This is a genomic window from Clostridioides sp. ES-S-0108-01, from assembly GCF_020662285.1.
In the GTDB taxonomy this organism is placed as follows: Bacteria; Bacillota; Clostridia; order Peptostreptococcales; family Peptostreptococcaceae; genus Clostridioides.
Genome location: NZ_JADGMN010000028.1, coordinates 1 through 25,447 on the forward strand (window position 1 = coordinate 1; position 25,447 = coordinate 25,447).

At 32.8% G+C, this 25,447-nt stretch carries 41 protein-coding genes; all 41 read right to left on the reverse strand.

Features of this window, described 5'->3' with window-relative positions:
* Nucleotides 1-313: 313 nt before the first annotated feature.
* The 41 genes from cwlD to fusA all read right to left on the reverse strand — a co-directional run bounded on the left by cwlD (nt 314) and on the right by fusA (nt 25,428).
* Nucleotides 314-1,018, reverse strand: a complete 705-nt coding sequence (gene cwlD / locus IR152_RS17565; RefSeq protein WP_227453186.1) for an N-acetylmuramoyl-L-alanine amidase CwlD — start codon at nt 1,016-1,018, stop codon at nt 314-316.
* 508 nt (nt 1,019-1,526) lie between these two features.
* Nucleotides 1,527-1,919, reverse strand: a complete 393-nt coding sequence (rpsI, locus tag IR152_RS17570) for a 30S ribosomal protein S9 (protein ID WP_003421105.1) — start codon at nt 1,917-1,919, stop codon at nt 1,527-1,529.
* A gap of 28 nt (nt 1,920-1,947) precedes the next feature.
* Nucleotides 1,948-2,379 carry a 50S ribosomal protein L13 gene (gene rplM, locus IR152_RS17575; RefSeq protein ID WP_021382526.1) on the reverse strand — a complete coding sequence of 144 codons (432 nt, stop codon included), beginning with the start codon at nt 2,377-2,379 and terminating at the stop codon, nt 1,948-1,950.
* A 119-nt stretch (nt 2,380-2,498) separates the two neighbouring features.
* On the reverse strand, nt 2,499-3,230 hold the full coding sequence (gene truA, locus IR152_RS17580) for a tRNA pseudouridine(38-40) synthase TruA (RefSeq protein WP_227453187.1): 732 nt from the start codon (nt 3,228-3,230) through the stop codon (nt 2,499-2,501).
* Nucleotides 3,231-3,262: 32 nt separating this feature from the next.
* A complete protein-coding gene (locus IR152_RS17585; RefSeq protein WP_227453188.1) occupies nt 3,263-4,066 on the reverse strand; it encodes an energy-coupling factor transporter transmembrane component T family protein in 804 nt (267 codons plus the stop codon).
* Entirely contained in the window at nt 4,060-4,926 is an 867-nt protein-coding gene (locus IR152_RS17590; RefSeq protein WP_227453189.1) for an energy-coupling factor transporter ATPase, read from the reverse strand. The genes IR152_RS17585 and IR152_RS17590 overlap by 7 nt, the downstream gene beginning before the upstream one ends.
* Entirely contained in the window at nt 4,914-5,747 is an 834-nt protein-coding gene (locus tag IR152_RS17595) for an energy-coupling factor transporter ATPase (RefSeq protein WP_227453190.1), read from the reverse strand. The genes IR152_RS17590 and IR152_RS17595 overlap by 13 nt, the downstream gene beginning before the upstream one ends.
* A gap of 119 nt (nt 5,748-5,866) precedes the next feature.
* Nucleotides 5,867-6,208: a 50S ribosomal protein L17 gene (gene rplQ / locus IR152_RS17600; protein ID WP_003421117.1), complete on the reverse strand. Its 342-nt coding sequence runs from the start codon at nt 6,206-6,208 to the stop codon at nt 5,867-5,869.
* A gap of 20 nt (nt 6,209-6,228) precedes the next feature.
* The gene (locus IR152_RS17605; RefSeq protein ID WP_003427733.1) at nt 6,229-7,176 is read right to left on the reverse strand and encodes a DNA-directed RNA polymerase subunit alpha; all 948 of its coding nucleotides are present in this window, start codon (nt 7,174-7,176) and stop codon (nt 6,229-6,231) included.
* Nucleotides 7,177-7,253: 77 nt separating this feature from the next.
* Nucleotides 7,254-7,877 (reverse strand): 30S ribosomal protein S4, encoded by a 624-nt coding sequence (gene rpsD, locus IR152_RS17610; protein ID WP_227453191.1) that lies wholly within the window; start codon nt 7,875-7,877, stop codon nt 7,254-7,256.
* 31 nt (nt 7,878-7,908) lie between these two features.
* Nucleotides 7,909-8,307, reverse strand: coding sequence for a 30S ribosomal protein S11 (gene rpsK / locus IR152_RS17615; protein WP_003421122.1), 399 nt, complete (start codon nt 8,305-8,307; stop codon nt 7,909-7,911).
* 35 nt (nt 8,308-8,342) lie between these two features.
* Nucleotides 8,343-8,714 (reverse strand): 30S ribosomal protein S13, encoded by a 372-nt coding sequence (gene rpsM / locus IR152_RS17620; RefSeq protein WP_003421125.1) that lies wholly within the window; start codon nt 8,712-8,714, stop codon nt 8,343-8,345.
* 152 nt (nt 8,715-8,866) lie between these two features.
* Nucleotides 8,867-8,980: a 50S ribosomal protein L36 gene (gene rpmJ, locus IR152_RS17625; protein ID WP_002509257.1), complete on the reverse strand. Its 114-nt coding sequence runs from the start codon at nt 8,978-8,980 to the stop codon at nt 8,867-8,869.
* 35 nt (nt 8,981-9,015) lie between these two features.
* Nucleotides 9,016-9,234: a translation initiation factor IF-1 gene (infA, locus tag IR152_RS17630; protein ID WP_003421127.1), complete on the reverse strand. Its 219-nt coding sequence runs from the start codon at nt 9,232-9,234 to the stop codon at nt 9,016-9,018.
* A 37-nt stretch (nt 9,235-9,271) separates the two neighbouring features.
* Nucleotides 9,272-9,541: a KOW domain-containing RNA-binding protein gene (locus IR152_RS17635; RefSeq protein ID WP_009895197.1), complete on the reverse strand. Its 270-nt coding sequence runs from the start codon at nt 9,539-9,541 to the stop codon at nt 9,272-9,274.
* A 21-nt stretch (nt 9,542-9,562) separates the two neighbouring features.
* Entirely contained in the window at nt 9,563-10,309 is a 747-nt protein-coding gene (map, locus tag IR152_RS17640) for a type I methionyl aminopeptidase (RefSeq protein ID WP_003421130.1), read from the reverse strand.
* A complete protein-coding gene (locus tag IR152_RS17645; protein WP_102815217.1) occupies nt 10,310-10,960 on the reverse strand; it encodes an adenylate kinase in 651 nt (216 codons plus the stop codon).
* 16 nt (nt 10,961-10,976) lie between these two features.
* On the reverse strand, nt 10,977-12,245 hold the full coding sequence (gene secY / locus IR152_RS17650) for a preprotein translocase subunit SecY (protein WP_227453192.1): 1,269 nt from the start codon (nt 12,243-12,245) through the stop codon (nt 10,977-10,979).
* 43 nt (nt 12,246-12,288) lie between these two features.
* On the reverse strand, nt 12,289-12,732 hold the full coding sequence (gene rplO / locus IR152_RS17655; protein WP_227453193.1) for a 50S ribosomal protein L15: 444 nt from the start codon (nt 12,730-12,732) through the stop codon (nt 12,289-12,291).
* A 32-nt stretch (nt 12,733-12,764) separates the two neighbouring features.
* On the reverse strand, nt 12,765-12,950 hold the full coding sequence (gene rpmD, locus IR152_RS17660; protein WP_003421137.1) for a 50S ribosomal protein L30: 186 nt from the start codon (nt 12,948-12,950) through the stop codon (nt 12,765-12,767).
* A 14-nt stretch (nt 12,951-12,964) separates the two neighbouring features.
* Nucleotides 12,965-13,474: a 30S ribosomal protein S5 gene (gene rpsE / locus IR152_RS17665; RefSeq protein WP_003421138.1), complete on the reverse strand. Its 510-nt coding sequence runs from the start codon at nt 13,472-13,474 to the stop codon at nt 12,965-12,967.
* Nucleotides 13,475-13,494: 20 nt separating this feature from the next.
* Nucleotides 13,495-13,863: a 50S ribosomal protein L18 gene (gene rplR, locus IR152_RS17670; protein ID WP_003421141.1), complete on the reverse strand. Its 369-nt coding sequence runs from the start codon at nt 13,861-13,863 to the stop codon at nt 13,495-13,497.
* A 35-nt stretch (nt 13,864-13,898) separates the two neighbouring features.
* Nucleotides 13,899-14,441, reverse strand: coding sequence for a 50S ribosomal protein L6 (gene rplF, locus IR152_RS17675; protein WP_003435668.1), 543 nt, complete (start codon nt 14,439-14,441; stop codon nt 13,899-13,901).
* A 30-nt stretch (nt 14,442-14,471) separates the two neighbouring features.
* On the reverse strand, nt 14,472-14,870 hold the full coding sequence (gene rpsH / locus IR152_RS17680) for a 30S ribosomal protein S8 (RefSeq protein WP_003421148.1): 399 nt from the start codon (nt 14,868-14,870) through the stop codon (nt 14,472-14,474).
* A 32-nt stretch (nt 14,871-14,902) separates the two neighbouring features.
* Nucleotides 14,903-15,088, reverse strand: coding sequence for a type Z 30S ribosomal protein S14 (locus tag IR152_RS17685; RefSeq protein WP_003421149.1), 186 nt, complete (start codon nt 15,086-15,088; stop codon nt 14,903-14,905).
* A 17-nt stretch (nt 15,089-15,105) separates the two neighbouring features.
* Nucleotides 15,106-15,648 carry a 50S ribosomal protein L5 gene (gene rplE / locus IR152_RS17690; protein ID WP_003421151.1) on the reverse strand — a complete coding sequence of 181 codons (543 nt, stop codon included), beginning with the start codon at nt 15,646-15,648 and terminating at the stop codon, nt 15,106-15,108.
* Nucleotides 15,649-15,677: 29 nt separating this feature from the next.
* The gene (gene rplX, locus IR152_RS17695) at nt 15,678-15,983 is read right to left on the reverse strand and encodes a 50S ribosomal protein L24 (protein WP_003427723.1); all 306 of its coding nucleotides are present in this window, start codon (nt 15,981-15,983) and stop codon (nt 15,678-15,680) included.
* Between the two features lie 23 nt (nt 15,984-16,006).
* Nucleotides 16,007-16,375, reverse strand: coding sequence for a 50S ribosomal protein L14 (rplN, locus tag IR152_RS17700; RefSeq protein ID WP_003421155.1), 369 nt, complete (start codon nt 16,373-16,375; stop codon nt 16,007-16,009).
* Nucleotides 16,376-16,400: 25 nt separating this feature from the next.
* Nucleotides 16,401-16,655: a 30S ribosomal protein S17 gene (rpsQ, locus tag IR152_RS17705; RefSeq protein ID WP_003421156.1), complete on the reverse strand. Its 255-nt coding sequence runs from the start codon at nt 16,653-16,655 to the stop codon at nt 16,401-16,403.
* 23 nt (nt 16,656-16,678) lie between these two features.
* Nucleotides 16,679-16,882: a 50S ribosomal protein L29 gene (rpmC, locus tag IR152_RS17710; protein WP_003421158.1), complete on the reverse strand. Its 204-nt coding sequence runs from the start codon at nt 16,880-16,882 to the stop codon at nt 16,679-16,681.
* A 1-nt stretch (nt 16,883) separates the two neighbouring features.
* The gene (gene rplP, locus IR152_RS17715; RefSeq protein WP_003421160.1) at nt 16,884-17,315 is read right to left on the reverse strand and encodes a 50S ribosomal protein L16; all 432 of its coding nucleotides are present in this window, start codon (nt 17,313-17,315) and stop codon (nt 16,884-16,886) included.
* Nucleotides 17,316-17,350: 35 nt separating this feature from the next.
* Entirely contained in the window at nt 17,351-18,166 is an 816-nt protein-coding gene (gene rpsC / locus IR152_RS17720; protein ID WP_227453194.1) for a 30S ribosomal protein S3, read from the reverse strand.
* 22 nt (nt 18,167-18,188) lie between these two features.
* On the reverse strand, nt 18,189-18,524 hold the full coding sequence (rplV, locus tag IR152_RS17725; protein ID WP_009887891.1) for a 50S ribosomal protein L22: 336 nt from the start codon (nt 18,522-18,524) through the stop codon (nt 18,189-18,191).
* 31 nt (nt 18,525-18,555) lie between these two features.
* Nucleotides 18,556-18,837, reverse strand: a complete 282-nt coding sequence (gene rpsS / locus IR152_RS17730; protein ID WP_003421166.1) for a 30S ribosomal protein S19 — start codon at nt 18,835-18,837, stop codon at nt 18,556-18,558.
* 34 nt (nt 18,838-18,871) lie between these two features.
* Nucleotides 18,872-19,702: a 50S ribosomal protein L2 gene (gene rplB / locus IR152_RS17735; RefSeq protein WP_003421168.1), complete on the reverse strand. Its 831-nt coding sequence runs from the start codon at nt 19,700-19,702 to the stop codon at nt 18,872-18,874.
* A 29-nt stretch (nt 19,703-19,731) separates the two neighbouring features.
* Nucleotides 19,732-20,022: a 50S ribosomal protein L23 gene (gene rplW, locus IR152_RS17740; protein WP_003421170.1), complete on the reverse strand. Its 291-nt coding sequence runs from the start codon at nt 20,020-20,022 to the stop codon at nt 19,732-19,734.
* On the reverse strand, nt 20,022-20,645 hold the full coding sequence (gene rplD, locus IR152_RS17745) for a 50S ribosomal protein L4 (RefSeq protein ID WP_009887887.1): 624 nt from the start codon (nt 20,643-20,645) through the stop codon (nt 20,022-20,024). The genes rplW and rplD overlap by 1 nt, the downstream gene beginning before the upstream one ends.
* 29 nt (nt 20,646-20,674) lie before the next feature.
* Entirely contained in the window at nt 20,675-21,304 is a 630-nt protein-coding gene (gene rplC / locus IR152_RS17750) for a 50S ribosomal protein L3 (protein WP_003421173.1), read from the reverse strand.
* Nucleotides 21,305-21,395: 91 nt separating this feature from the next.
* Nucleotides 21,396-21,707: a 30S ribosomal protein S10 gene (gene rpsJ / locus IR152_RS17755; protein ID WP_003421175.1), complete on the reverse strand. Its 312-nt coding sequence runs from the start codon at nt 21,705-21,707 to the stop codon at nt 21,396-21,398.
* Nucleotides 21,708-22,077: 370 nt separating this feature from the next.
* The gene (gene tuf / locus IR152_RS17760; RefSeq protein ID WP_009887863.1) at nt 22,078-23,271 is read right to left on the reverse strand and encodes an elongation factor Tu; all 1,194 of its coding nucleotides are present in this window, start codon (nt 23,269-23,271) and stop codon (nt 22,078-22,080) included.
* 90 nt (nt 23,272-23,361) lie between these two features.
* A complete protein-coding gene (fusA, locus tag IR152_RS17765) occupies nt 23,362-25,428 on the reverse strand; it encodes an elongation factor G (protein ID WP_227453195.1) in 2,067 nt (688 codons plus the stop codon).
* Nucleotides 25,429-25,447: the final 19 nt, after the last annotated feature.

Below are 25,447 nucleotides of genomic sequence, written 5' to 3' on the forward strand. Positions count from 1 at the left end.
ATCCTGAGCCAGGATCAAACTCTCAAATAAAAGTTTATCAGGCTCAGATACTATTGTTATCAAAATATCTGGCTTTATGGTTTGTTTCTTGTTTATAAATTAACCTACTGTTTAATTTTCAAAGTTCTTTTGTCTTATTTTGGTGCTCCTTTTGGGCACTCATATATAATATCATCTATATCATCCGAAGTCAATAATTTTTTAACTTTTATTTTAAATATTTTTTTGTCAAAACAAAAATAGCCTATATTAATGCATTTTAACCGCTTTAATACAAGCTATTTACATATTCAGACCTATTTTTATAGTTACTTTAACTTAAATATTTTTGTATTCCTATGTAGATTGCCCATGCTATTTTTTCTTGATATGTTTCATCAGTTAAAAGCTTACACTCTTTTTCATTCGATAAAAAACCACATTCTATTAATACTGATGGAATATTATTTTCTTTCAAAAGATATATATCATCTCTTGGTTTAACTTCTCTATTGTTTGTTTTATCTACCACTCTTTTAAGTTCTTCTTGAATACATTTTGATAATTCTTTACTATCTTGCTTATCTTTAGGATAAAAAGTTTGAGCCCCATAGTATTTTGACTGTTCAAATGCATTGAGATGTATGGAGACAAACATATTGGCATTAGAGCTAGATATTATTTCTTTTCTATTTTTCAAATTCTCATTATATTTTTGTCTTGTAGTTTTATTATTTTCTTCTTTATAAAGGCTACTATCATCCTCTCGAGTTAATATTACAAGACCCCCACTTGATTCTATAAGCTCTCTAAGCTTAAGTGTTATTGCTAGGTTAATATCTTTTTCAGATGTGCTCTTATCCTTATTTAATGCGCCTGGATCAATTCCTCCATGACCAGCATCGAGAATTATAGTTTTGTTTGTTACTGGCATATACTTGATAACATCTTCAGAAATATTTTTAACTTCAAATATAGATACTACTACTAGACATACCATCACAAAACTAAAAATTATATGTTTTATGTACTTTCTCACAACATCACCCTGTATATGTATACTTATAAAAACACTATAATATTCCAGATATTAGTACAAACACTTAAGTTTTCTTTTAATATTTATATATCTTTATTTATTAGTATTAATATATTATTATGTAATGGTGCTATATTCCTCCCCCCTTTTTAATTCACTATGCTTATCTAACATTCAATATTGCATAATAAATTATATTTAGTTTATATTGTAAACTATGATAATGTATATTCAGAATTTATATTTTTATACAAGACTTGCAGATACACCATCTTTTGTAAATCTTCAAACCGTATTTTTATAAAAATTCGGTTTGATTATTGTTAGCATATATTTTTTGTTAAATAGTTAAAATAAAAAAGGATACTCTTCTTACTGAAAAGCATCCTAATAAGATCTTATTATTTTATTATATATCAATAATTAACTTAACCCAACATTTTTAACATACCAATACTTTCTGAATGACAGTAAATAAAGGATTTTGTTTTTCCAAAAAAATAAATAATTATCTTTTTGAGAATTGTGGAGCTCTTCTTGCTGCTTTTAATCCGTATTTCTTTCTTTCCTTCATTCTTGCATCTCTAGTTAAGAAACCTTCTTTCTTTAAAGCAGGTCTTAAATCTAAATCAGCTTTTAATAAAGCTCTAGATATACCATGTCTTATAGCTCCAGCTTGTCCAGTGAATCCTCCACCTTCAACTTTTACTATAACATCATATTTATTTTCATTTCCAGTTAAAACTAATGGTTGTTTAACATCTCTTATTAATGTTTCATAGTTAAAATAATTTTCTAATGCTCTTCCATTTACTAATATATTTCCTTCACCTGCAACTAGTCTTACTCTAGCAACAGAACTTTTTCTTCTTCCAGTTCCATAATATTGAACGTTAGCCATTATAAACTCCTCCTTTCACCTATTAATCTTACTTAAAATTTAAAACTTCTGGATTTTGAGCTGCATGAGTGTGTTCAGCACCTGCGAATACTCTTAATCTAGTCATCATTCTACTTCTTAATTTGTTTTTAGGTAACATACCACTTACAGCATGTGCTATAACTTCTTCTGGTTTCTTATCCATCATATCTCTGTAAGATATTTCTTTTAATCCACCTACATAACCAGTATGGTATCTGTAATATTTTTGATCTAATTTTTTACCACTTAAAACTATTTTTCCTGCATTTACTACAACAACAAAATCTCCACCATCAACGTGAGGAGTAAATGTTGGTTTATGTTTACCTCTCAATACTGTCGCAATTTCTGTTGCTAAACGACCTAATGTTTTTCCTTCAGCATCAACTAAGTACCATTTTCTTTGTACATCAGCTGGCTTAGCTATATAACTTTTCATAACTGTCCCTCCTTAACTACTTTTCATAAAATTTTTCTACCGTTTATGTCAAGTCCGGGGCAAGTGGACTTATTAACACATTCTCATATATTTTAATACATGTAGCCTGGTGTGTCAAGTTAATAATGAATTTTTTTAAGAAATAATCCTTGTGCTGGAGCTGTATGTCCACACCTTGACCTAGTTTTTGATTGTATTATGTCTAAAAATGGTTCATTAATTCTACCACGACCTATATCAACAAGTGTTCCAACAATAATTCTTACCATGTTATACAAAAAACCATTACCACTAATCTCCAAAGTAATCAAATCATCTTTTTTATTTATATCAATATCATATATAGTTCTAACTGTATCTCTTACAGATGAACCAGAACTCATAAAACCTTTAAAGTCATGTGTACCTAATAAACTTTTTGATTCCAAACACATTTTATCAAAATCAAGTTTATATTTTACTTGATATGACATATCACTAAGTATTGGATTTCTAAACCTACTATTATATATTAAATATTTATATGTTTTACCCTTTGCACTATATCTTGAATGAAAATTATCATTTACTTCACATGCTTTTATAACCGATATATCTTTTGGTAACTTAGCATTTAACGCCATTGGTATAGTTTCTATACTTATACCTGAACTAAGTATAAAATTTGCAGTTTGCCCAAGAGCATGAACCCCTGAATCAGTTCTACCTGACCCTATGAGTTTGACTTCTTCTTTTGTTATATCATATATAGCTTTTTCAATTGTACCCTGTATTCCTAAAGAATCAGGTTGCTTTTGCCATCCACAATAATTTTTACCATTATATTGGATTGTAATTTTTATATTTCTCATACTTTACCTCATTTATATCTATCTCTTCTTAATTAGATTGCTATAAATCTAGTAGCTATAATTGCACCTAGATAGACCACTTGAAATACACATGCTATATAATCTCCTCTTGCTATAACAGACTCTCTCATTTTAGTTCTATTGTGTCCTCCTCTATAGCATCTAGCTTCCATAGCCATGGCCAATTCATCTGCCCTTCTAAATGCACTCACAAATAAAGGTACCAAAAGTGGTACTAGATTCTTTGCTCTATTTATAAGATTCTTACTTTCAAAATCTGCACCTCTGGACATCTGAGCCTTCATTATTTTGTCTGTCTCATCTAACAATGTAGGAATAAAACGTAAAGCAATTGTCATCATCATTGCAAGTTCATGAACTGGCAAACCAATTTTTTTAAATGGATTCAATAATCTCTCTATTCCATCAGTTAATTCTATTGGTGAAGTTGTTAAAGTAAGTAATGATGTACCAACTACTAAAAATATTAATCTTATAGCCATAAAAATTGCTTGTCTTAAACCTTGTCTTGTAATAGCTAAAAATCCAAATGACCATATCTTATCACCTGGTAAGAAAAAAATATTTATAACAAATGTAAACAGAATAATCCACTTAAGAGGTTTTACACCCTTAACAATATATTTAACTGGTATATTAGCTAACTTTATCATACCTAGTAAACATAATAAAACTATTATATAAGGCCAAAATTTATTTACTACAAATATAGATACCATAAATACAATTGTTGCTACAAGCTTTATCCTTGGATCTAACTTATGAATAGCAGAACTCGTTGGGTAGTATTGCCCTATAGTTATATCTTTTAACATAATCCTCGTCCTCTCACAACTTTTAATATTTCCTGTTTTGCTTCTTCTAAAGTCAATATATCTTCACTGATGTCAAAACCTTTTTGTCTCAATTTCAATGCAAGTTCTAAAACTTGCGGAATATCTAATCCTATCTCTTTCAATTTGCTCGCATTTGATTTAAATACTTCCCTAGGAGACCCCATAAATTCGATTCTTCCATGATTCATAACAATTAAAGTTTTGGCTAATTTTGCCATATCATCCATGCTATGTGATGATAGTATTATAGTCATATTATTGTTTTCATGTAAGTTTTTTATTAAACTAAAAATTTCATCTCTTCCACCAGGGTCAAGACCAGCAGTTGGTTCATCCAATATAAGAACTTCTGGATTCATTGCTATAACTCCGGCAATGGCTACTCTACGCTTTTGACCTCCCGATAATTCAAAAGGAGATTTATCTTTAAATTCCTCATAATCAAGTCCTACAGCTTCCATTGATACTTTTACCCTACTATGTATCTCAAACTCCTCTAAGCCCAAATTAGCAGGTCCAAAAGCTATATCTTTATCAATTGTTTCTTCAAATAACTGATATTCTGGATATTGAAATACAACACCTACTCTTTTTCTAATCTCAGTTAGGTTCAAATTTTTATCTGTTATATTAAAATCATTTATAAATATTTCTCCTGAAGAAGGCTTTAATAATCCATTTAAATGTTGTATTAATGTAGATTTTCCTGACCCTGTATGACCTATGAGACCAACAAAATCTCTATCTTTAATCTCAAAAGAAACATCATCAAGTGCCTTACTTGCAAAAGGCATCCCTTCATTATATATGTGTGTTAAATTCTTTACTATAATTGACATAATTCCATCACCATCTCATCCACAGTTAATATATCACTGCTAATATTCATACCTTCTTCTATTAATAAGCTAGATAACTCTGTCATACAAGGTACATCTAAACCGATTTCCTTTAACATCTTTATTTTACTGAATACTTCTCTAGGAGTTCCCTCTAAGATTTTCTTTCCTTTTTCCATAACTACAACTCTATCAGCCTCTACTGCTTCTTCCATAAAGTGTGTTATATGTATAACAGTTATATTTTCTTCCTTATTAAGTCTTTTTATTGTTTTCATAACTTCTTTTCTTCCAGATGGATCTAGCATTGCTGTTGCTTCATCAAATATTATACATTTAGGCCTCATAGCAATAATTCCTGCTATTGCAACTCTTTGCTTTTGACCACCTGATAACAAGTGAGGTTGTCTACCTCTTAAATCATACATACCTACACTCTTTAAAGACTCATCTACAATTCGTCTTATTTCTTTTGGCTCTATACCCAAGTTCTCCGGACCAAATGCAACATCTTCTTCTACTATAGTGGCAACTATTTGATTATCTGGATTTTGAAATACCATGCCTGCAGTTTGTCTTATATTCCATAATCTTTCTTCTTCTTTAGTATCCATACCATCAATAAGAATATTTCCTTCAGTGGGCATAAGAATAGCATTTAAGTTTTTAGATAAAGTAGACTTACCAGAACCATTATGTCCTATTATCGCAACAAATTCTCCTTTTTTAACATCTAGGCTTAAATTATCTATTGCTTTAAGTTTTGCTTCATCTGTAATATACTCAAACGAAATATTATTTACCTTTACTATATTATCCATTAACTCATACTCCTTTTAGTAAGCAATAACTTATAAAAATCATTTTACACATTATTATATCATACCTTAGTCAAAAAAATAAAAAAAAGATTAAGCCATCAAGCCTAATCCTTTCCTTACTATACTAATTCTATAAAAGCCATTTCAGCAGCATCGCCTTTTCTTGGCCCTATTTTTATTATTCTAGTGTATCCACCATTTCTCTCAGCATATTTTGGAGCTAAATCTGTGAATAAGTTATTAACTACTGTTTCATCCATAACATAAGCTAAAACTTGTCTTCTAGCATGAAGATCTCCTCTCTTAGCAAGAGTTATCATCTTTTCAGCCATTCTACGAGTTTCTTTCGCTCTAGTCACTGTAGTTTCTATTCTTCCACTTCTTAGTAAGCAAGTTACTAAGTTTCTTAACATAAGGTTTCTGTGAGCTGTTTCACGTCCTAATTTACGGTACTTAGCCATTCTTATCCCTCCTTTGCTCGCTATTCTTCACTTGGTTTTAATCCCAATCCAAGTTCTTCTAGTTTTTGTATTACCTCTTCTAATGACTTCTTACCTAGGTTTCTAACCTTCATCATATCATCCTCAGATTTATTAGCTAATTCTTCAACTGTATTAATTCCCGCTCTCTTTAAACAGTTATATGATCTAACTGATAAATCTAATTCTTCTATAGTCATTTCAAGAACTTTTTCTTTTTGATCTTCTTCTTTTTCTACCATGATTTCAACACTACTTACATGTTCAGTTAAGTCTATAAATAAGTTTAAATGCTCAACTAATACCTTTGCAGCTAATGATATTCCCTCTTGAGGATTTATACTACCATTAGTCCAAACTTCTAGTACTAATTTATCATAATCTGTTTTTTGACCAACTCTTGTGTTTTCCACATGATAACTAACCTTCTCAACAGGAGTATATATTGAATCCACAGGTAAAACACCTATTGGAACATTCTCTGTTTTATTTTCTTCAGCAGAAACATAACCTCTACCTTTATCTACAAATATCTCCATATTAAGTTTAGCATTATCATCTAATGTAGCTATTGCTAAATCTTTACTTAATATTTCAACATCTGGAGGACAGATTATATCTGCACCTGTGATAGAGCATGGTCCTTGAGCTTCTATTTTAAGTGTTCTACTTCCTTCACCATCTATAGTTGCTGAAAGCTCTTTTAAAGTTAATATTATCTCAGTAACATCTTCTTTAACACCAGGTATTGTTGAAAATTCATGAAGAACTCCATCTATTTTTATAGCATTCACTGCTACACCTGGTAATGATGATAATAATATTCTTCTTAATGCGTTACCTATAGTTATTCCATATCCTCTTTCTAGAGGCTCTATAACAAACTTACCATATCTATAGTCTTCGCTAAGCTCAACTATATCTACTTTTGGCTTTTCTATTTCTATCATGGACAAAACCCTCCTTAAAATTCAGTAATCCACTGAGGGTAAACAAAATTTTAAAATAATTTTTAAAAGTGTTCTTATTATTTAGAGTAAAGTTCTATGATTAAGTGTTCTGCTATCTCAAGATCTATATCTTCTCTTGTTGGAACACCAACTACTTTTGCTGTCATTCCTTCTACATTAGCTTCTAACCATTTAGGAGCTATTCTTGAGTTAACTTCTACTAAATTTTTGAATTTTGCAGAAGATCTTGATTTCTCTTTAACTTCTATAACATCTCCAACCTTAACTATTAATGAAGGTATGTCTACTTTATTTCCATTTAAAGTGAAATGACTATGAGTCACTAATTGTCTAGCTTCTTTTCTAGAAGATGCTAGTCCCATTCTGTAAACTACATTATCTAATCTTCTCTCTAATAAACTTAATAAGTTCTCACCTGCTTTACCAGGCATATTTTCAGCACGTTCATATAAATTTCTAAATTGAGTCTCTAAAACTCCATATATTCTTTTAACTTTTTGTTTTTCTCTTAATTGTAATCCATAGTTAGAAACTTTCTTTCTTCCTTGGCCATGTTGACCTGGAGCATAGTTTCTTTTTACTATAGCACATTTATCTGTATAACATCTATCACCTTTAAGGAATAATTTCATTCCCTCTCTACGGCATTGTCTACATGATGCACCTGTATATCTTGCCATTTATCTACACCTCCTATTGTACTCTTATTAATTACACTCTTCTTCTCTTTGGTGGTCTACATCCGTTATGTGGGATTGGAGTAACATCTTTTATCATAGTTACTTCTAGTCCAGTTGCTTGTAAAGCTCTTATTGCAGCTTCTCTTCCTGAACCTGGCCCCTTTACGAATACCTCAACACTTTTTAGTCCGTGTTCCATCGCAGCTTTTGCAGCTGTTTCAGCAGCCATTTGAGATGCAAATGGAGTTGATTTTCTTGATCCTTTGAATCCTAATTGTCCAGAACTTGCCCAAGATATAGCATTTCCGTGAACGTCAGTTAAAGTTATTATTGTATTATTGAAAGTTGATTGTATATGAGCATGACCACGTTCTATATTTTTACGTTCTCTTCTTCTAATACGTGTAACTTTCTTTTTTGGTTTAGCCATTTTCCTTTTCCCTCCTTCATCTAGTTATTATTTATTTATTTTTTCTTTTTACGAGATACTGTTTTTCTAGGACCTTTTCTAGTTCTAGCATTAGTCTTAGTTCTTTGTCCTCTTAATGGAAGACCTTTAGCGTGTCTTATTCCTCTATAACATTTTATATCTCTTAATCTCTTTATGTTTAAAGCAATTTCTCTTCTTAAGTCACCTTCAACTAAGAAATCGTCATCTATAACTTTTCTTAACTCATTAACTTGATCTTCTGATAAATCTTTTATTCTAGTATCTGGATTTATCTCAGCCTTAGCTAATATTTCGTTAGCAGTCGCTTTACCTATACCATATATATAAGTTAAGCCTATCTCCGCTCTTTTTTCTCTAGGTAAATCTACCCCAGCTATTCTTGCCATGATCGCACCTCCTACACATAGTTTTTAGTGTTTAAAACTTCACATCATATGCCAATCCTACGCCAGATTGTTCAACGATTTTAACGTTCTTTTGTTAACATCACAATATAGTATTATACTATAAAATTTAACAAAATGCTAGTAATAATTTCTTATCCTTGCTTTTGCTTATGCTTTGGATTTTCACAGATAACCATTACTTTTCCTTTTCTTTTTATTACTTTACATTTTTCACATATTGGTTTTACTGATGGTCTAACCTTCATTATTAATCCCTCCTTAGACTAAATATTAATATAGTCTACTTCTTACGCCAAGTAATTCTTCCTCTTGTAAGGTCATATGGAGAAAGTTCAACATTCACCTTGTCACCTTCAAGAATTCTTATGAAGTTCATTCTTAGCTTTCCAGAAATGTGGCATAATATCTCATGTCCATTTTCTAGTTTAACTTTGAACATAGCATTAGGTAAAGCTTCTGAAACTGTACCTTCTAATTCTATAACATCTTTTTTGGCCATTAACTAACCAGCCCTCCATTTCAATAAGTTAAATTATCTAATTTAACTTAGTAAGTTCAGCTCTTAAAAAAGAATCTGTAATCTCTTGTCCAGATACTACTCTTTTTCTAACTTCATCATTAATAAAATTATATTTTTTTAAGTGCTTCACTTTCTTTAACTTAGGTTTGTCAAGTTTTCTTTTTTTTCCATCAGCTATTAATACATATTCATTATTAATTATTTTGACTACGAAGAATAAATTTCCTTTATCTCGTCCTAATGAAACTTTAACAACTTGACCTATACTTAAATTATCTGATAGCACTTTTTTCACCTACTTTTTAAATTACAACTTTGTCAATATCAAAGGTTCATGTTCAGTAATTGCTATCGTATGCTCATAATGAGCTGATTTTTTTCCATCTATTGTAACAGTCGTCCACCCATCTGATAGAGTCTTTACATGATAACGACCTGCATTAACCATTGGCTCTATAGCAATAACCATTCCTTCTCTAAGTCTTGGTCCTTTTCCTGGGAGTCCATAATTAGGTACTTGTGGGTCTTCATGAAGATTTGCTCCAACTCCATGACCCACTAAATCTCTAACTACCGAGAAACCATGTTTCTCAACGTGTGTTTGTACTGCGTGTGAGATATCTGAAAGTCTATATCCTAATTTAGCAAATTTTATTCCTTCATAGAAGCTTTCTCTAGTTACTTCTATCAATTTCCTATCTTCTTCAGATATCATGCCTACCCCGTGAGTTTTCGCAGAATCACCATGATATCCTTTATAATAGGCTCCTATATCCAAACTTACAATGTCACCTTCTTGTAATATAGTTTCTCCTGGAATACCATGTACTACCTCTCTATTGATAGAAGCACATATACTTCCTGGAAAACCTCCATATCCTTTAAAAGAAGGTTCTGCATTGTATTTTCTTATATTCTCTTCAGCTATTTTATCTAATTCTAAAGTAGATATTCCCGGAGAAATAGCTTTTCTTAAAACTTCATGAGTGTCAGCAACTATTTTACCTGCTTCTCTTAAAAGTTCTATTTCTTTTTTTGATTTCAAGATAATCATTTATTTTCCACTTCCTAAGGCTGTGACAATATCTTCAAATACTTTATCTATTGCTTGATCACCTTTTATATCTGCTATTATACCTTGTTTGCTATAATAATCTACTAAAGGCTTAGTTTCATCTAGATAAACTTGTATTCTCTTAGATACAGTTTCTTCATTATCATCAGCTCTTTGATATAATTCTCCTTGGCATACATCACATACACCTTCTACTTTAGGAGGATTAAACTCAACATGGTAGGTAGCTCCACAAGACTTACATATTCTTCTACCAACTGCCCTAGACACTAGTATGCTCTTATCAACTTCAATATTGACAACTTTATCTAGTGATATACCAGCATTTTTTAAGAAGATATCTAAATGTTCTCCTTGTGCTACATTTCTTGGAAATCCATCTAACATAAATCCATTTTTACAATCTTCTTGAGATATTCTATCAGTAACTAAACCTACAGTTAACTCATCTGGTACTAATAAACCTTGGTCCATGTATTCTTTAGCTTTTTTTCCAAGTTCTGTTCCCTCTTTTATATTCTTTCTGAATATATCTCCTGTTGATATATGAGGTATATTGTATTTTTCTACTATTCCTGCCGCCTGAGTACCTTTACCAGCACCTGGAGGTCCAAGTAATATTATTCTCATATTATCCATCTCCATTTTATTTTAAGAAACCTTGATAGCTTCTCATAACTAAGTTTGACTCTAACTGTCTCTTAAGCTCCAAAGCAACTCCAACAACGATTAGCAATGAAGTCCCAGCTAGACTCATATTTACTTTCATATAATGTGTTGTAAGAGCTGGCACCATAGCAATTATTGCTAAGAAAGTAGCTCCAGCTAAAGTTAATCTAGTTAAAATTCTATTTAAATAATTCATAGTAGGTTCACCTGGTCTTATACCTGGTATAAATCCACCATTATTTTTCATATTTTTAGATATGTCTTCTGTATTAAATGATACAGTTGTATAAAAATATGAGAAGAAAATTATAAGTAGAATCTCAATTGATCTATATGTCCAAAATCCTTGTTCTGTTGCCATACTTAAGTACTTTTGAACAAAAGCCTGAGCATTTGGCCCCATAAACATAGCTATTGTTTGAGGAAAAGCTAAAAGTGAACTTGCAAAAATTATAGGCATAACTCCTGACTGGTTAACTTTCATTGGTATATGAGAACTTTGTCCTCCATACATTTTTCTTCCAACAACTCTTTTAGCATATTGTACAGGTATCTTTCTAGTCGCTTCTTGTATAAATGTAACTCCTGTTACTGTAAGTAATATAACTACAGCTAGAACTACTATAACCCAAGGTGCAACTTCACCAGATTTAACTTGTTGCGCGATTTTAATAACGTCTGTAGGTATTCTTGATATTATACCTGCAAATATTATTACTGAACTACCATTACCGATTCCTTTTTCAGTAATTTTGTCCCCAATCCACATTACTAACATACTTGCTGAAACTAATGTTATTACAACAGTTGTGATAAAAAACACACTATTTGATATTAAAGCACTTCTTACAATTCCTAATGTAATTCCCAAAGCTTGTACAACTGCTAGAGCTAGTGCTGTATATTTAGTGTACTTATTGATTTTTTTCTTTCCTTCTTCACCAGATTTTTGAAGTTCTGCTAAACTTTCAAAACCTACTGTTAGAAGTTGTATTATGATTGATGCAGTGATATATGGACTTATACCTAAAGCAAATAGTGAAAAATTACTAAATGCTCCACCAGTAAACATATTATACAGAGAAAGTAGACTATTGCCGCCTACCATCTTTTGTATAATACTAGTGTCTATGCCTGGAACTGGTATAGTAGTACCTATTCTGAATATCACGATCATCATAAGTGTATACATTACTTTTTTTCTTACTGCTTTAATCTTCCAAGCTTGTTTTAATTTTGACAGCACGCTAATTCACCCCGCCTGTACTGGCTAGGAGATTAGCAGGTTATTATACTAACTCTGCTTTTCCACCAGCTTTTTCTATTTTTTCTTGAGCTGAAGCTGTAAATTTAGCAGCTTTAACAGTTAAAGCTTTCTCTAAATTACCTTCACCTAAGATTTTAATTCCGTCTTTACCTATTTTGCTTATAGTTTTAGTAGATTTTAATAATTCTGCAGTTACTTCTGTTCCATTTTCAAATCTATTTAAAACTTCAACATTAACTTCTGTGTAAACTTTCTTAAATATGTTATTGAAACCTCTCTTAGGAAGTCTTCTAGCTAGTGGCATTTGTCCACCTTCAAATCCTACTCTTACTCCACCACCAGAACGAGACCATTGACCTTTTTGTCCACGTCCTGCAGTTTTACCTTGTCCAGTTGCAGTACCTCTACCTAATCTTCTCTTAGCTCTTACTGCACCTTCAGCAGGTTTTAACTCATGTAACTTCATGGATTGCACCTCCTTGCACTACTTTATAAAAATTATTCAGCTATTTCAGTTACTTCTAATAAGTGACTTACTTTATTTATCATACCTCTTGTTTGAGCATTGTCTTCTTTTACAACAACTTGTTCTCTTTTTCTTAATCCTAACGCTTCAACATTCTTTTTTTGGTTAGGAGTAGTTCCTATAACACTTCTAACTAACTTTATTTGTAATTTAGCCATTTTACACTACCTCCTTACCCTAGAAGTTCTTCAACTTTTTTACCTCTAAGTTTAGCTATATCTTCAACTGTTTTTAGAGAATTAAGTCCTTCTATTGTAGCATTTACCATATTTCTTGGATTGTTAGACCCTAAAGATTTAGCTCTAACGTCTTTTAGTCCAGCTAGCTCAAGTACGGCTCTAGCAGGTCCTCCAGCTATTACTCCTGTACCTTCTACAGCAGGCATTATTAATATATTTCCAGCACCAAAGTGTCCGCGTACTTCGTGAGGAATTGTAGTCCCAACTATTGGCACTACTATTAGATTTTTCTTAGCATCTTCAACTGCTTTTTTTATAGCGTCTGGTACTTCCATTGCTTTCCCAGCACCTATACCAACGTGTCCGTTTTCATCTCCAACAACTACTAATGCTGCAAATCTAAAGTTTCTACCACCTTTTACAACCTTAGTAACACGTCTTACTTCAACAACTTTTTCTTGTAAGTCAAGTTGTCCTGCATCTATCGGCTTACGACGTAGCATGTATTTTTCCCTCCTTCGTATTAGAACTTAAGACCAGCTTCTCTAGCACCTTCAGCTAATTCTTGAATTCTTCCATGATATAAGTATCCACCTCTGTCAAATACAACTTCAGTGATTCCTTTTTCAACAGCTTTTTTAGCAACTAATTCTCCAACTTTCTTAGCTGCTTCCTTGTTTCCTGTATGATTGACAGCACTCTTAACTTCTGCTTCTAAAGAAGATGCAGCAACTAGAGTTACTCTTTTTGTGTCATCTATTATTTGAGCATATATATTGTTAGCACTTCTAAATACACATAATCTTGGTCTTTGAGAAGTACCGCTTATTTTTCTACGAACTCTCTTATGTCTTTGAAGTCTATTAGCATTTTTATCAGCCTTTTTTAACACCTAGCTCACTCCTTTCTAGCGTTTAAGTTTTGGTATTATTTTTTACCAGTTTTTCCTTCTTTACGTCTGATTACTTCATCAACGTATTTTATACCTTTACCTTTGTATGGCTCTGGCTTTCTCCAAGCTCTTATCTTAGCAGCATAGTTGCCTACTAATTGCTTGTCTATACCTTTTACTATTAACTCTGTTTGGTTTGGAGCTTCAACAGTTATTCCTTCTGGATCTTCCATCTCAACTGGATGAGAGAAACCTAAGTTCATAACTAATTTCTTTCCTTGTTTTTGAGCTCTATATCCAACACCTTTTAGTTCTAATTTCTTTTCGAAACCAGTATTTACACCTACAACCATATTATCTAATAAAGTTCTAGTTAGTCCGTGTAAAGATCTATGTTTTTTATTATCAGTTGGTCTTTCAACCATTATTGTATTTTCTTCTTTTTTTATGTTTAACTCAGCACTTAATTGTTTAGTTAAAGTTCCTTTTGGACCTTTTACTGTAACTAAATTTCCTTCAGCTATAGTAACTTCAACACCTGCTGGTATTATTATTGGCTTAACACCTATTCTTGACATGGTCGCACCTCCTTACATTGTTCATATTGATTACCAAACGTAGCAGATTACTTCTCCACCAACATTTTCTTTTCTAGCTTGCTTGTCAGTTAATATTCCTTTTGAAGTAGATATAACTGATATTCCTAATCCGTTTAATACTTTTGGTATCTCATGGTTAGCAGCGTAAACTCTCATTCCAGGCTTAGATATTTTCTTAAGACCTGTTATAACTCTTTCGCCTTCTTGTCCGTACTTTAATTGTATTCTTATGATACCTTGTTTTCCATCTTCTATAACATCATAACCTCTTATGAAACCTTCTTCTAATAAAATTCTAGCTAATTCTTTCTTCATATTAGAAGCTGGAACATCTACAGTTTCATGCTTAACAACATTAGCATTTCTTATACGAGTAAGCATATCTGCAATTGGATCTGTCATTGTCATTTTGTTGCCCTCCTTCCATTCTAATCAAGCTTCTACCAGCTTGCTTTTCTAACACCAGGTATTTGACCTTTATAAGCTAATTCTCTAAAGCATATACGGCATATACCAAATTTTTTCAAAACTGAATGCGGTCTTCCGCATATAGTACATCTAGTGTATTCTCTAGTAGCGTACTTTTGCTTTCTTTGTTGTTTAACAACCATCGCTTTTCTAGCCACGGGAATCCCTCCTTTGCTTACTTAGAAAATGGCATTCCTAATAATTTTAATAATTCACGAGCTTCTTCGTCAGTTTTTGCTGTAGTAACAAATATTATATCCATTCCTCTTACTTTATCTATTTTATCATATTCTATTTCAGGGAATATTAATTGTTCTTTAACTCCTAAAGCATAGTTTCCTCTACCATCAAAAGCATTAGGGTTAACTCCTCTAAAGTCTCTAACTCTTGGTAAAGAAACTGAAACTAATTTGTCCATAAAATAGAACATTTTGTCAGCTCTTAATGTAACTTTTGTTCCTATTGGCATTCCTTCTCTTAATTTGAAGTTAGCAACAGATTTTCTAGCTTTAGTTATAACAGGCTTTTGTCCTGATATTATTTCTAATTCTTCAACGCCTTTTTCTAATCCTTTTGGATTTTCTCTAGCGTCACCTATACCCATGTTAATAACTATTTTATTTAACTTAGGTATCTCCATTACGTTTTTGTATCCAAATTTCTCCATTAAAGCAGGAGCAACTTCTTTCATGTATTTTTCTTGTAATCTAGAAGCCATTTAAGGTCCCTCCTTTCAAGCAATATTTATTATAATTCTTTTCCGCTCTTTGCTGATACTCTTACTTTGTTCCCATCTTTTACTTCATATCTTACTCTAACGCCTTTTCCTGTTTCAGGATCAAATGGCATTACATTAGATATGTGTATTGGGGCTTCTTTATTTATTATTCCACCTTGTTGGTTCATAGCACTTGGTTTTTGATGTTTAGTTATTACATTTACACCTTCAACTAACACTTTGCTAGTTTTAGGATATACCTTTAAAACTGAACCTTTTTTACCTTTATCTTTACCTGCTATAACTACAACAGTGTCACCTTTTTTAACACGCATCATGTCCTATTGCACCTCCTTAATTATAGTACTTCTGGAGCAAGAGAAACTATTTTCATGAATTCATTGTCTCTTAACTCTCTAGCAACAGGCCCGAATATACGAGTTCCTACTGGAGTTTTATCGTCCTTTATTATAACAGCAGCATTTTCATCAAAAGATATATAGCTTCCGTCATTACGTCTTACGCCTTGTTTGCTTCTTACTATAACAGCTTTAACAACCTTACCTTTTTTTACAACTCCACCAGGTGTTGCACTTTTAACAGTAGCAACTATAACGTCGCCTATGTTACCATATCTTCTTTTACTTCCGCCTAGAACACGTATACATAAAAGTTCTTTAGCTCCTGAGTTATCAGCAACTCTTAGACGTGATTCTTGTTGTATCATATCGTAATCCCTCCTTCTTCAAAAACTACTTAACTTTCTCAACAACTTCAACTAGTCTGAATCTCTTATCTTTAGATAATGGTCTAGTTTCCATTATTTTAACTCTATCTCCGATGTTACATATATTCTTTTCATCATGAGCCTTGAATTTCTTAGTTCTCTTAACACGTTTATTATATAGTGGATGACGTACGAATTCTTCAACAGCTACTACTATTGTTTTATCCATCTTATCACTAACAACACGGCCTATTCTAACTTTTCTTCTTCCTCTTTCCATGTTTAAAAAGCCTCCTTTCCAAATTAAGCTCTAGTTTCGTATAACTTTCTTTCAGCAAGAACAGTTTTAACTTTTGCTATATCCTTCTTAACAAACTTTATTCTAGCTGTATTTTCTAATTGACCAGTAGCTAATTGGAATCTTAAGCTAAATAATTCACTTTTGAAGTCATTTAATTTGTTCATTAGCTCTTCACTTGTTAAATCTCTTAATTCTTTAGCTTTCATCCTATTCACCACCCTTTACTTCTAAATCTTCTTTTTTAACAAATTTACATTTGATTGGTAATTTATGTGCAGCAAGTCTCATAGCTTCTCTTGCTTTATCTTCAGAAACACCTGCTAATTCAAACATAACTCTTCCTGGCTTAACTACAGCTACCCAATATTCTGGAGAACCTTTCCCTGCACCCATACGAGTCTCTGCTGGTTTTCTTGTTACTGGTTTATGAGGGAATATTTTTATCCAAACCTTTCCCCCTCTTTTTATATATCTAGTCATCGCGATTCTGGCAGCTTCTATTTGATTAGAAGTTATCCAAGAAGCTTCTAATGCTACTAATCCAAACTCACCATAAGTAACTTTGTTACCCTTATGAGCTTGCCCAGCCATGCTTCCTCTATGAACTCTACGACGCTTTACTCTTTTTGGCATTAACATGAGTATTTTTCCTCCTTCCTTGAACCTAACTATTATTAATTTCCTTTGTTTTCAGTTCTTTGAGGTCTTGATCCACCTTGAGGTCTTTGTCCTCTGTAGTTTCCTCTGTTATCATTTCCTCTTCTGTCATTTCCTCTTCTATCGTTTCTTCTATTATCTCTCTTGTTGTCTCTTCTATCGTTCTTTCTGCTTTCTTCTCTTGGATTTACACCGTCTCTAGTTGGTAAAACTTCACCATTACATATCCAAACTTTTATACCGATTTTTCCATAAGTTGTATCAGCTTCAGCGAAACCATAATCTATATCTGCTCTTAAAGTTTGTAGTGGCACATTTCCTTCACTATAACCTTCAGTTCTAGCCATTTCAGCTCCACCTAATCTTCCTGAAGCAGAAACTTTTATCCCTTTAGCACCAGATTTCATTGCTCTTTGTATAGCTTGTTTCATTGCTCTTCTGAAAGCAACCCTTCTTTCTATAGCTAAAGCTATATTTTCAGCTACTAATTGAGCATTTTTATCTGTACTTCTTACTTCTACTATATTAACTATTATAGTTTTCTTTGTCATTTTTTCTAATTCAACTTTTAATGCTTCGATTCCTGCACCAGCTCTTCCTATAACTACACCAGGCTTAGCAACGTGTAAGTCCATTTTTATTTTGTTAGCTGATCTTTCTATTTCTATCTTAGCAACTCCAGCTGAGTATAATCTTTTCTTTAAGAATTTACGTATATTATGGTCTTCTAATAATAAGTTTCCGAACTCTTTTTTATCAGTAGCGAACCATCTTGAGTCCCAATCTTTTATAACACCGACCCTTAAGCCGTGTGGATTAACCTTTTGACCCATTACTTTCCCTCCTATCTATTAATTATTTTTTCTCTTTAACAACAACCTCTATATGAGAAGTTCTTTTTCTTATTGTAGTTGCACGACCCATAGCTCTAGGCATGAATCTCTTCATTGTTGGTCCTTGATTAGCAACTATTGATGCTATATATAATTTTTCAGTATCCATTTCGTGATTGTTTTCTGCGTTAGCTTTAGCTGATTTTACAACCTTAGCTATTATTGAAGCCGCTCCTCTTGGAGTAAACTTTAATATTGCTAATGCTTCATCAACATTCTTTCCTCTAACAAGGTCACATATTTGGCCTGCTTTTCTTGGTGATACACGTACGTATTTAGCAGTAGCTTTTGCTTCCATTGTTATTCCTCCTTTCTTAGTCATAATTTAATTATTTTCTCTTATTAGATTTTTCGTCATCCTTATGTCCTTTGAAAGTTCTAGTAGGAACGAACTCACCTAATTTGTGTCCAACCATATCTTCTGTTATATATACTGGAACATGTTTTCTTCCATCATGAACAGCTATAGTATTTTCTACCATTTGTGGAAATACAGTTGAAGATCTTGACCAAGTTTTTATAACTTCTTTATTTCCACTAGCATTCATAGCTTCTATCTTCTTTAAAAGTCTTGCATGGACAAAAGGCCCTTTTTTAGTTGATCTTGACATTTATATTCCTCCTTTCCGAGCAAAAATAAATTTACTACTTAGTTCTTCTTGATACTATTAGTTTATTTGAAGCTTTATTTTTCTTTCTAGTTTTGTATCCAAGAGCTGGTTTACCCCATGGAGTAACAGGAGATGGTCTACCTATTGGAGATCTACCTTCCCCTCCACCGTGTGGATGGTCATTAGGGTTCATTACAGAACCTCTTACAGTAGGTCTTATTCCCATATGTCTTTTTCTTCCTGCTTTACCGATAACTACGTTACCATGCTCTATATTTCCAACTTGTCCTATAGTAGCTTTACAGTTTATACTTACTAGTCTCATCTCACCTGATGGTAATCTTAATAAAGCATTTTTTCCTTCTTTAGCCATTAATTGTGCAGAAACTCCAGCAGATCTAACTAATTGAGCTCCTTTTCCTGGCTTTAATTCTATATTATGAATGATAGTACCAACTGGCATATCTTTTAATGCTAAACAATTTCCTGGTTTTATATCAGCACCTAATCCTGATAATATAGTATCTCCAACGTTAATTCCAACTGGAGCTAATATATATCTTTTTTCTCCATCAGCATAGTTTAATAATGCGATATTTGCAGTTCTGTTTGGATCATATTCTATAGTAGCAACCTTAGCAGGTATACCATCTTTATCTCTTTTAAAATCTATTATTCTATATTTTCTTTTTTGTCCTCCACCTCTATGACGAACAGTTATTCTACCATGTACGTTTCTACCAGCATTTTTCTTTAAGTTAACTAAAAGAGATTTTTCTGGTTGATTACATGTTATTTCATCAGAAACTAAAACTGTCATTTGTCTTAAGGCAGGAGAAGTTGGTCTAAACTTTTTTATAGCCATCTGTTTTCCCTCCTTCGTTTGTTATAATACTACATTCCTTGGAAGAATTCTATTTCTTTACTATCAGCAGTTAATTTAACTACTGCTTTCTTAAAGCTTGCTGTTCTTCCTTGAGTTCTACCCATTCTTTTAACTTTTCCATCGTAGTTTAAAGTATTTACTTTATCAACACTAACTCCAAATACTTTTTCTACTGCTTTTTTTATTTCAGTTTTGTTCGCATCTTTAGCCACAACAAAAGTGTATTTTTTTTCACCCATTTCAGCCATACTGTGCTCAGTTACAACTGGTCTTATTATTACATCATGTGGATTAGTCATTATGCGTACACCTCCTCCACTTTTTTAACAGCATCCGTAGTTATTATAAATGAATCATACTTTAATATGTCATATACATTCATAGTATTAACTAATGCAGTTTGAACACCTTCTATATTTCTAGCTGATTTTATTACGTTATCGTTTTTGTCAGCTATAACTACTAAAGCTTTTTTAGCAGCATTTATATTGTTTAATATTTGAGCGAATTCTTTAGTTTTAGGAGCATCCATGTTTAATGCATCTAATACTATAACTTCACTATTTTGAACTTTTGAAGATAAAGCACTCTTCATAGCTAATCTTCTTACCTTCTTAGGTAATGTATATTTGTAGCTTCTTGGTTTAGGTGCAAAAGCAACTCCTCCACCTACCCATTGTACAGATCTTGTAGAACCTTGTCTTGCTCTACCTGTTCCTTTTTGTTTCCAAGGTTTTCTTCCGCCACCTCTAACTTCTGCTCTAGTTTTAGCAGATTGAGTTCCTTGTCTCTTATTTGCTAATTGATTTTTTACAACTTCATATAAAACATGTCCATTAACTTCTACGCCAAATATAGAATCTGATAATTCTATTTCTCCAACGTTTTGTCCACTAACATTTAGTACATTTAATTTTGGCATTGTTATTCCTCCTTTCTCTAGGTTAGTCATTATTTAGAAACCTTTATAGCTTCTTTTATAGTTACTACTGAACCTTTAGCTCCTGGTATAGCTCCTTTAACTAATATAAGGTTCTTATCAGCATCTACTTTAACAACCTCTAAGTTTTGAACTGTTACCTTTACGCTTCCCATGTGTCCAGCTAATTTTTTGTTTTTAAATACTCTACCAGGGTAAGAACAAGCTCCCATTGAACCTGGTCTTCTGTGGTATCTAGAACCGTGAGTTTCAGGACCTCTACTTTGTCCATGTCTTTTTATTGGACCTTGGAATCCCTTACCTTTACTTATTCCAGTAACATCTATTTTTGCACCTGCTTCAAATACATCAGCTTTTATTTCTTGTCCTACTGTGTATCCTTCTACAGAATCTACTCTAAATTCTTTTAAATGTTTCTTTAAAACATTAGCAGCAGCTAAATGTCCTTTTTTAGGTTTGTTTAAAGCTTTTTCTTTAGCATCTTCAAAACCTATTTGTATAGCGTTGTATCCATCTTTATCAACTGTTTTTATTTGAGTAACGACCATAGGTCCTGCTTCAACAGCTGTTACAGGTATAACTACACCTTTATCAGTGAATATTTGAGTCATACCAACTTTTTTGCCTAATATTCCTTTCATATTAGCACCTCCTATAATTCTTACAGCGGATTACATCTTTTAGAGTAATCATTCTAAGATAGTTACCTATAGGATAATATCTTAGGGGTTCTTATAATTTTATTTCTATATCTACACCTGCTGGTAAGTCTAATCTCATTAATGAGTCAACTGTCTTAGGTGTTGGATTAGCTATGTCGATTAGTCTTTTATGAGTTCTTATTTCAAATTGTTCTCTAGAGTCTTTGTACTTATGTACAGCTCTTAATATAGTTACAACTTGTTTTTCTGTTGGTAGAGGCACAGGTCCTGAAACTTGTGATCCAGCCTTTTTAGCAGTTTCAACTATTTTCCCTGCTGAAAAATCTAATAATTTGTGATCATATGATTTTAATCTTATTCTTATTTTTTCATTCTTAGCCATTTTGTTTTCCCTCCTTTATCACGTGTTTAATTTTCAAGTTGCGTACAACTAATACCGATACACTGCTCCGGGTGTGTTGTAACTTTCAAATCGATATCAGTTCGTATTTCACTAGGATTTAATTCTTATTTTCTTAATCTCTCAAGCACACTATTATATTTTATATCATATGTTACATTTTTTCAAGTTTTTTTTATATTTTTTTCAAGTTTATTTTCTATTACAACAGCATAACCTCAAACTTGATTGTTAATCTATCTCAAGGCACTAGTTTAGTATATATGCTTTAGTGCTACTTGTCAACAGAAAACAAAAAAGAGAGGTGTTACCCCCTCTTTTTCTATATTAAATCCCTTAGTTTAGAAAAGGATTACTCTATTATTGTAGCAACAACTCCTGAAGCTACTGTTCTTCCACCTTCTCTTATTGAGAATCTTAATCCCTCTTCTACAACTATTGAGTTTATTAAGTCTACTTCCATTGTTACGTTATCTCCTGGCATTACCATCTCTATTCCTTCTGGTAACTTACAAGCTCCTGTTACGTCTGTTGTTCTGAAATAGAATTGTGGTCTATATCCATCAAAGAATGGTGTATGTCTTCCACCTTCTTCTTTTTTAAGTACATATACTTCTGCTGTAAACTTTGTGTGTGCCTTTACTGATCCAGTCTTTGCTAGTACTTGTCCTCTTTCTATCTCGTTTCTTTGTACTCCTCTTAATAATGCTCCTATATTATCCCCTGCTTGTGCTTGGTCTAATAATTTTCTGAACATCTCTACTCCTGTTACTACTACTTTTCTTGGTGCTTCTGTTAATCCTACTAATTCTACTTCGTCTTGTACTTTTAGTACTCCTCTTTCCACTCTTCCTGTTGCAACTGTTCCTCTTCCTGTGATTGAGAATACGTCCTCTACTGGCATTAAGAATGGTTTATCTGTATCTCTCTCTGGAGCTGGTATATACTCATCTATTTGCTCGAATAATTCTACTATCTTATCTCCCCACTCGCTCTTTGGATCTTCTAATGCCATTAATGCTGAACCTCTTACTATTGGAGTGTCATCTCCTGGGAAATCATATTCTGTTAATAAATCTCTTACTTCCATCTCTACTAACTCTAATAACTCTTCATCATCTACCATGTCACATTTGTTTAAGAATACTACTATATATGGTACTCCAACTTGTCTTGATAATAGTATATGCTCTCTTGTTTGTGGCATTGGTCCATCTGTTGCTGAACAAACTAATATTGCTCCATCCATTTGTGCTGCTCCTGTTATCATGTTCTTAACGTAGTCAGCATGTCCTGGGCAATCAACGTGTGCATAGTGTCTATTTGGTGTTTCATACTCAACGTGTGCTGTTGATATTGTGATTCCTCTTTCTCTTTCTTCTGGAGCTTTATCTATGTTTGCGAAATCTACTGCTTCTCCTAATTGATATCTGTCATATAATGTTTTTGTTATTGCTGCTGTTAATGTAGTTTTACCGTGGTCTACGTGTCCTATTGTCCCTATATTAACATGAGGTTTTGTTCTTTCGTATTTAGCTTTAGCCATTTTGAATTTCCTCCCTTTATCTTGTGCAAGATGAGATATATCTCATCTTGCTGATTATTTTTTATATTTATATTATTAATTATTTTTAAATTATTTTCCTTCAGCTATTTTCTTAGCAACTGAAGCTGGAACTTGCTCATAGTGATCGAATATCATTGTATAAGTTGCACGACCTTGTGTTGAAGATCTTAAATCTGTTGAGTATCCAAACATTTCTGAAAGTGGAACGAATGCATTTATAACTTGTGCACCACTTCTAGCTTCCATTCCCTGGATTAAACCTCTTCTTGAGTTCAAGTCACCCATAACATCTCCCATGTAATCTTCTGGAGTAACAACTTCTACTTTGAAGTAAGGCTCTAAAAGAACTGCATTACCTTTCTTCATAGCATCTTTGAATGCCATTGAACCAGCCATTTTGAACGCCATCTCAGAAGAGTCAACCTCATGGTAAGAACCATCATATAACTCAACAGCAACGTCTACAACTGGATATCCAGCAACTATACCAGATTGCATAGCTCCTTGTATACCCATGTCAACTGGACCAACATATTCTTTTGGTACAGATCCACCAACAGTTTTGTTTGTGAACTTGTATCCTTCACCTGGCTCTTGAGGAGCAACTCTAATCTTAACGTGACCGTATTGTCCTCTACCACCTGATTGCTTAGAGTACTTGTATTCAACATCAACTGGTTGAGTTATAGTCTCTCTATATGCAACTTGTGGTGCACCAACTTTAGCTTCTACTTTAAATTCTCTTAATAATCTATCTACTATTATCTCTAAGTGTAACTCACCCATACCAGATATTATAGTTTGTCCTGTTTCTTGGTCAGTCTTAACTGTGAAAGTTGGGTCTTCTTCAGCTAGTTTTTGAAGAGCTATACCCATTTTCTCTTGAGCTGCTTTAGAGCTTGGCTCTATAGCAACAGATATAACTGGCTCAGGGAATTCCATAGATTCAAGTATTATTGGATTAGCAGGGTCACATAATGTGTCTCCAGTAGTAGTATCTTTTAATCCTACTGCTGCTGCTATATCTCCAGCATAAACCTTAGTTATTTCTTCTCTTGTATTGGCATGCATTTGTAATATACGACCAATTCTTTCTCTCTTATTCTTAGTTGCATTTAAAACATAAGAACCAGATTCTAATGTTCCAGAGTAAACTCTGAAGAACGCTAGTTTTCCAACGAATGGGTCAGTCATTATTTTGAATGCTAATGCAGAGAATGGTTCTTCATCAGAAGAATGTCTTTCAGCTTCTTCTCCATCTGCTAATATACCTTTTATAGCTGGTATATCAGTTGGTGCTGGTAAGTAATCTAAAACTGCATCTATTACTAACTGAACACCTTTGTTTCTATAAGCTGTACCACAGAAAACTGGGTTCATTTCACAAGCTATAGTAGCTTTTCTTATAGCAACTTTTAATTCATCTATAGTAAGTTCTTCACCTTCAAGGTATTTCATCATTAATTCTTCATCAGTTTCAGCTACTGACTCAACTAATTTTTCTCTCCACTCAGCAGCTAATTCTTTCATATCTTCTGGTATGTCTGTTTCTTCCATTTCAACACCTAGGTCGTCTTTGTATATAACAGCATCCATTTTTAATAAGTCTATTATACCTATGAATGAATCTTCCTTACCTATTGGTAATTGCATAGGAACTGCATTAGAATTTAATCTAGATTTCATCATACTTACAACATTGTAGAAATCTGCACCTAATATATCCATTTTGTTTACAAAAGCTATTCTAGGTACTCCATAAGTTTCAGCTTGTCTCCATACATTTTCTGATTGAGGCTCAACCCCACCTTTTGCACAGAATACAGCAACTGAACCGTCAAGAACTCTTAGAGATCTTTCAACCTCAACTGTGAAGTCCACGTGTCCAGGAGTATCTATTATGTTTATTCTATGGTCTTTCCATGAAGCAGTAGTAGCGGCAGAAGTTATTGTTATACCTCTTTCCTTCTCTTGCTCCATCCAGTCCATTTGAGAAGCTCCTTCATGAGTTTCTCCTATTTTATGAGTTTGCCCAGTATAAAACAGGATTCTTTCTGTAGTAGTAGTCTTTCCTGCATCTATATGAGCCATGATTCCTATATTCCTAGTTTTTTCCAAAGGAAACTTTCTAGCCATGGTTATCCTCCTTATGATA

Coding starts and splice junctions, on each gene's coding strand:
- IR152_RS17585 (WP_227453188.1), bottom strand. CDS start 4,066: ATGTTAAAAGATATAACTATAGGGCAATACTACCCAACGAGTTCTGCT.
- rpsC (WP_227453194.1), bottom strand. CDS start 18,166: ATGGGTCAAAAGGTTAATCCACACGGCTTAAGGGTCGGTGTTATAAAA.
- rpmC (WP_003421158.1), bottom strand. CDS start 16,882: ATGAAAGCTAAAGAATTAAGAGATTTAACAAGTGAAGAGCTAATGAAC.
- rplW (WP_003421170.1), bottom strand. CDS start 20,022: ATGACTAATCCACATGATGTAATAATAAGACCAGTTGTAACTGAGCAC.
- infA (WP_003421127.1), bottom strand. CDS start 9,234: ATGGCCAAAAAAGATGTTATAGAATTAGAAGGTACAGTTTCAGAAGCT.
- rplE (WP_003421151.1), bottom strand. CDS start 15,648: ATGGCTTCTAGATTACAAGAAAAATACATGAAAGAAGTTGCTCCTGCT.
- IR152_RS17590 (WP_227453189.1), bottom strand. CDS start 4,926: ATGTCAATTATAGTAAAGAATTTAACACACATATATAATGAAGGGATG.
- rpsI (WP_003421105.1), bottom strand. CDS start 1,919: ATGGCTAACGTTCAATATTATGGAACTGGAAGAAGAAAAAGTTCTGTT.
- rplO (WP_227453193.1), bottom strand. CDS start 12,732: ATGAAGTTACATGAGTTAAAACCTGCTGAAGGTGCAGTAAGAGCTAAG.
- rplD (WP_009887887.1), bottom strand. CDS start 20,645: ATGCCAAAATTAAATGTACTAAATGTTAGTGGACAAAACGTTGGAGAA.
- rpsK (WP_003421122.1), bottom strand. CDS start 8,307: ATGGCTAAACCAAAAAAGAAAGTTACACGTATTAGAAGAAGAGAACGT.
- rplM (WP_021382526.1), bottom strand. CDS start 2,379: ATGAAAAGTTATATAGCTAAGCCAGCTGATGTACAAAGAAAATGGTAC.
- rpsH (WP_003421148.1), bottom strand. CDS start 14,870: ATGACAATGACAGATCCAATTGCAGATATGCTTACTCGTATAAGAAAT.
- map (WP_003421130.1), bottom strand. CDS start 10,309: ATGATTATCTTGAAATCAAAAAAAGAAATAGAACTTTTAAGAGAAGCA.
- IR152_RS17605 (WP_003427733.1), bottom strand. CDS start 7,176: ATGATAGAAATAGAAAAGCCAAAAGTAGATATAGTTGAGCTTAGCGAA.
- rplQ (WP_003421117.1), bottom strand. CDS start 6,208: ATGGCTAAGTACCGTAAATTAGGACGTGAAACAGCTCACAGAAACCTT.
- rpsJ (WP_003421175.1), bottom strand. CDS start 21,707: ATGGCTAAGAATGAAAAAATAAGAATAAGATTAAAATCATATGATCAC.
- rplX (WP_003427723.1), bottom strand. CDS start 15,983: ATGCGTGTTAAAAAAGGTGACACTGTTGTAGTTATAGCAGGTAAAGAT.
- IR152_RS17645 (WP_102815217.1), bottom strand. CDS start 10,960: ATGAGAATAATATTACTTGGACCTCCAGGTGCTGGTAAAGGTACTCAG.
- rplB (WP_003421168.1), bottom strand. CDS start 19,702: ATGGCTATAAAAAAGTTTAGACCAACTTCTCCTGCCTTAAGACAAATG.
- rplV (WP_009887891.1), bottom strand. CDS start 18,524: ATGGAAGCAAAAGCTACTGCTAAATACGTACGTGTATCACCAAGAAAA.
- rpmJ (WP_002509257.1), bottom strand. CDS start 8,980: ATGAAGGTTAGACCATCAGTAAAACCAATATGTGAAAAATGTAAAGTA.
- rpsS (WP_003421166.1), bottom strand. CDS start 18,837: ATGTCAAGATCAACTAAAAAAGGGCCTTTTGTCCATGCAAGACTTTTA.
- rpsD (WP_227453191.1), bottom strand. CDS start 7,877: ATGGCAAGATATACAGGTGCATCATGTAGACAATGCCGTAGAGAGGGA.
- rplP (WP_003421160.1), bottom strand. CDS start 17,315: ATGTTAATGCCAAAAAGAGTAAAGCGTCGTAGAGTTCATAGAGGAAGC.
- fusA (WP_227453195.1), bottom strand. CDS start 25,428: ATGGCTAGAAAGTTTCCTTTGGAAAAAACTAGGAATATAGGAATCATG.
- rpsQ (WP_003421156.1), bottom strand. CDS start 16,655: ATGGAAAGAGGAAGAAGAAAAGTTAGAATAGGCCGTGTTGTTAGTGAT.
- rpsM (WP_003421125.1), bottom strand. CDS start 8,714: ATGGCAAGAATAGCTGGGGTAGATTTACCTAGAGAAAAAAGAGCGGAG.
- rpsE (WP_003421138.1), bottom strand. CDS start 13,474: ATGCTACGTCGTAAGCCGATAGATGCAGGACAACTTGACTTACAAGAA.
- rplN (WP_003421155.1), bottom strand. CDS start 16,375: ATGATACAACAAGAATCACGTCTAAGAGTTGCTGATAACTCAGGAGCT.
- truA (WP_227453187.1), bottom strand. CDS start 3,230: ATGAGAAATATAAAAATTACAATCCAATATAATGGTAAAAATTATTGT.
- rplC (WP_003421173.1), bottom strand. CDS start 21,304: ATGAAAGGAATATTAGGCAAAAAAGTTGGTATGACTCAAATATTCACT.
- tuf (WP_009887863.1), bottom strand. CDS start 23,271: ATGGCTAAAGCTAAATACGAAAGAACAAAACCTCATGTTAATATAGGG.
- rpmD (WP_003421137.1), bottom strand. CDS start 12,950: ATGGCTAAATTACAAATAAAGTTAGTTAGAAGTGTTATAGGAACTACT.
- IR152_RS17595 (WP_227453190.1), bottom strand. CDS start 5,747: ATGGATAATATAGTAAAGGTAAATAATATTTCGTTTGAGTATATTACA.
- rplF (WP_003435668.1), bottom strand. CDS start 14,441: ATGTCAAGAATAGGTGTTAAGCCAATAATAATACCAGCAGGTGTTGAA.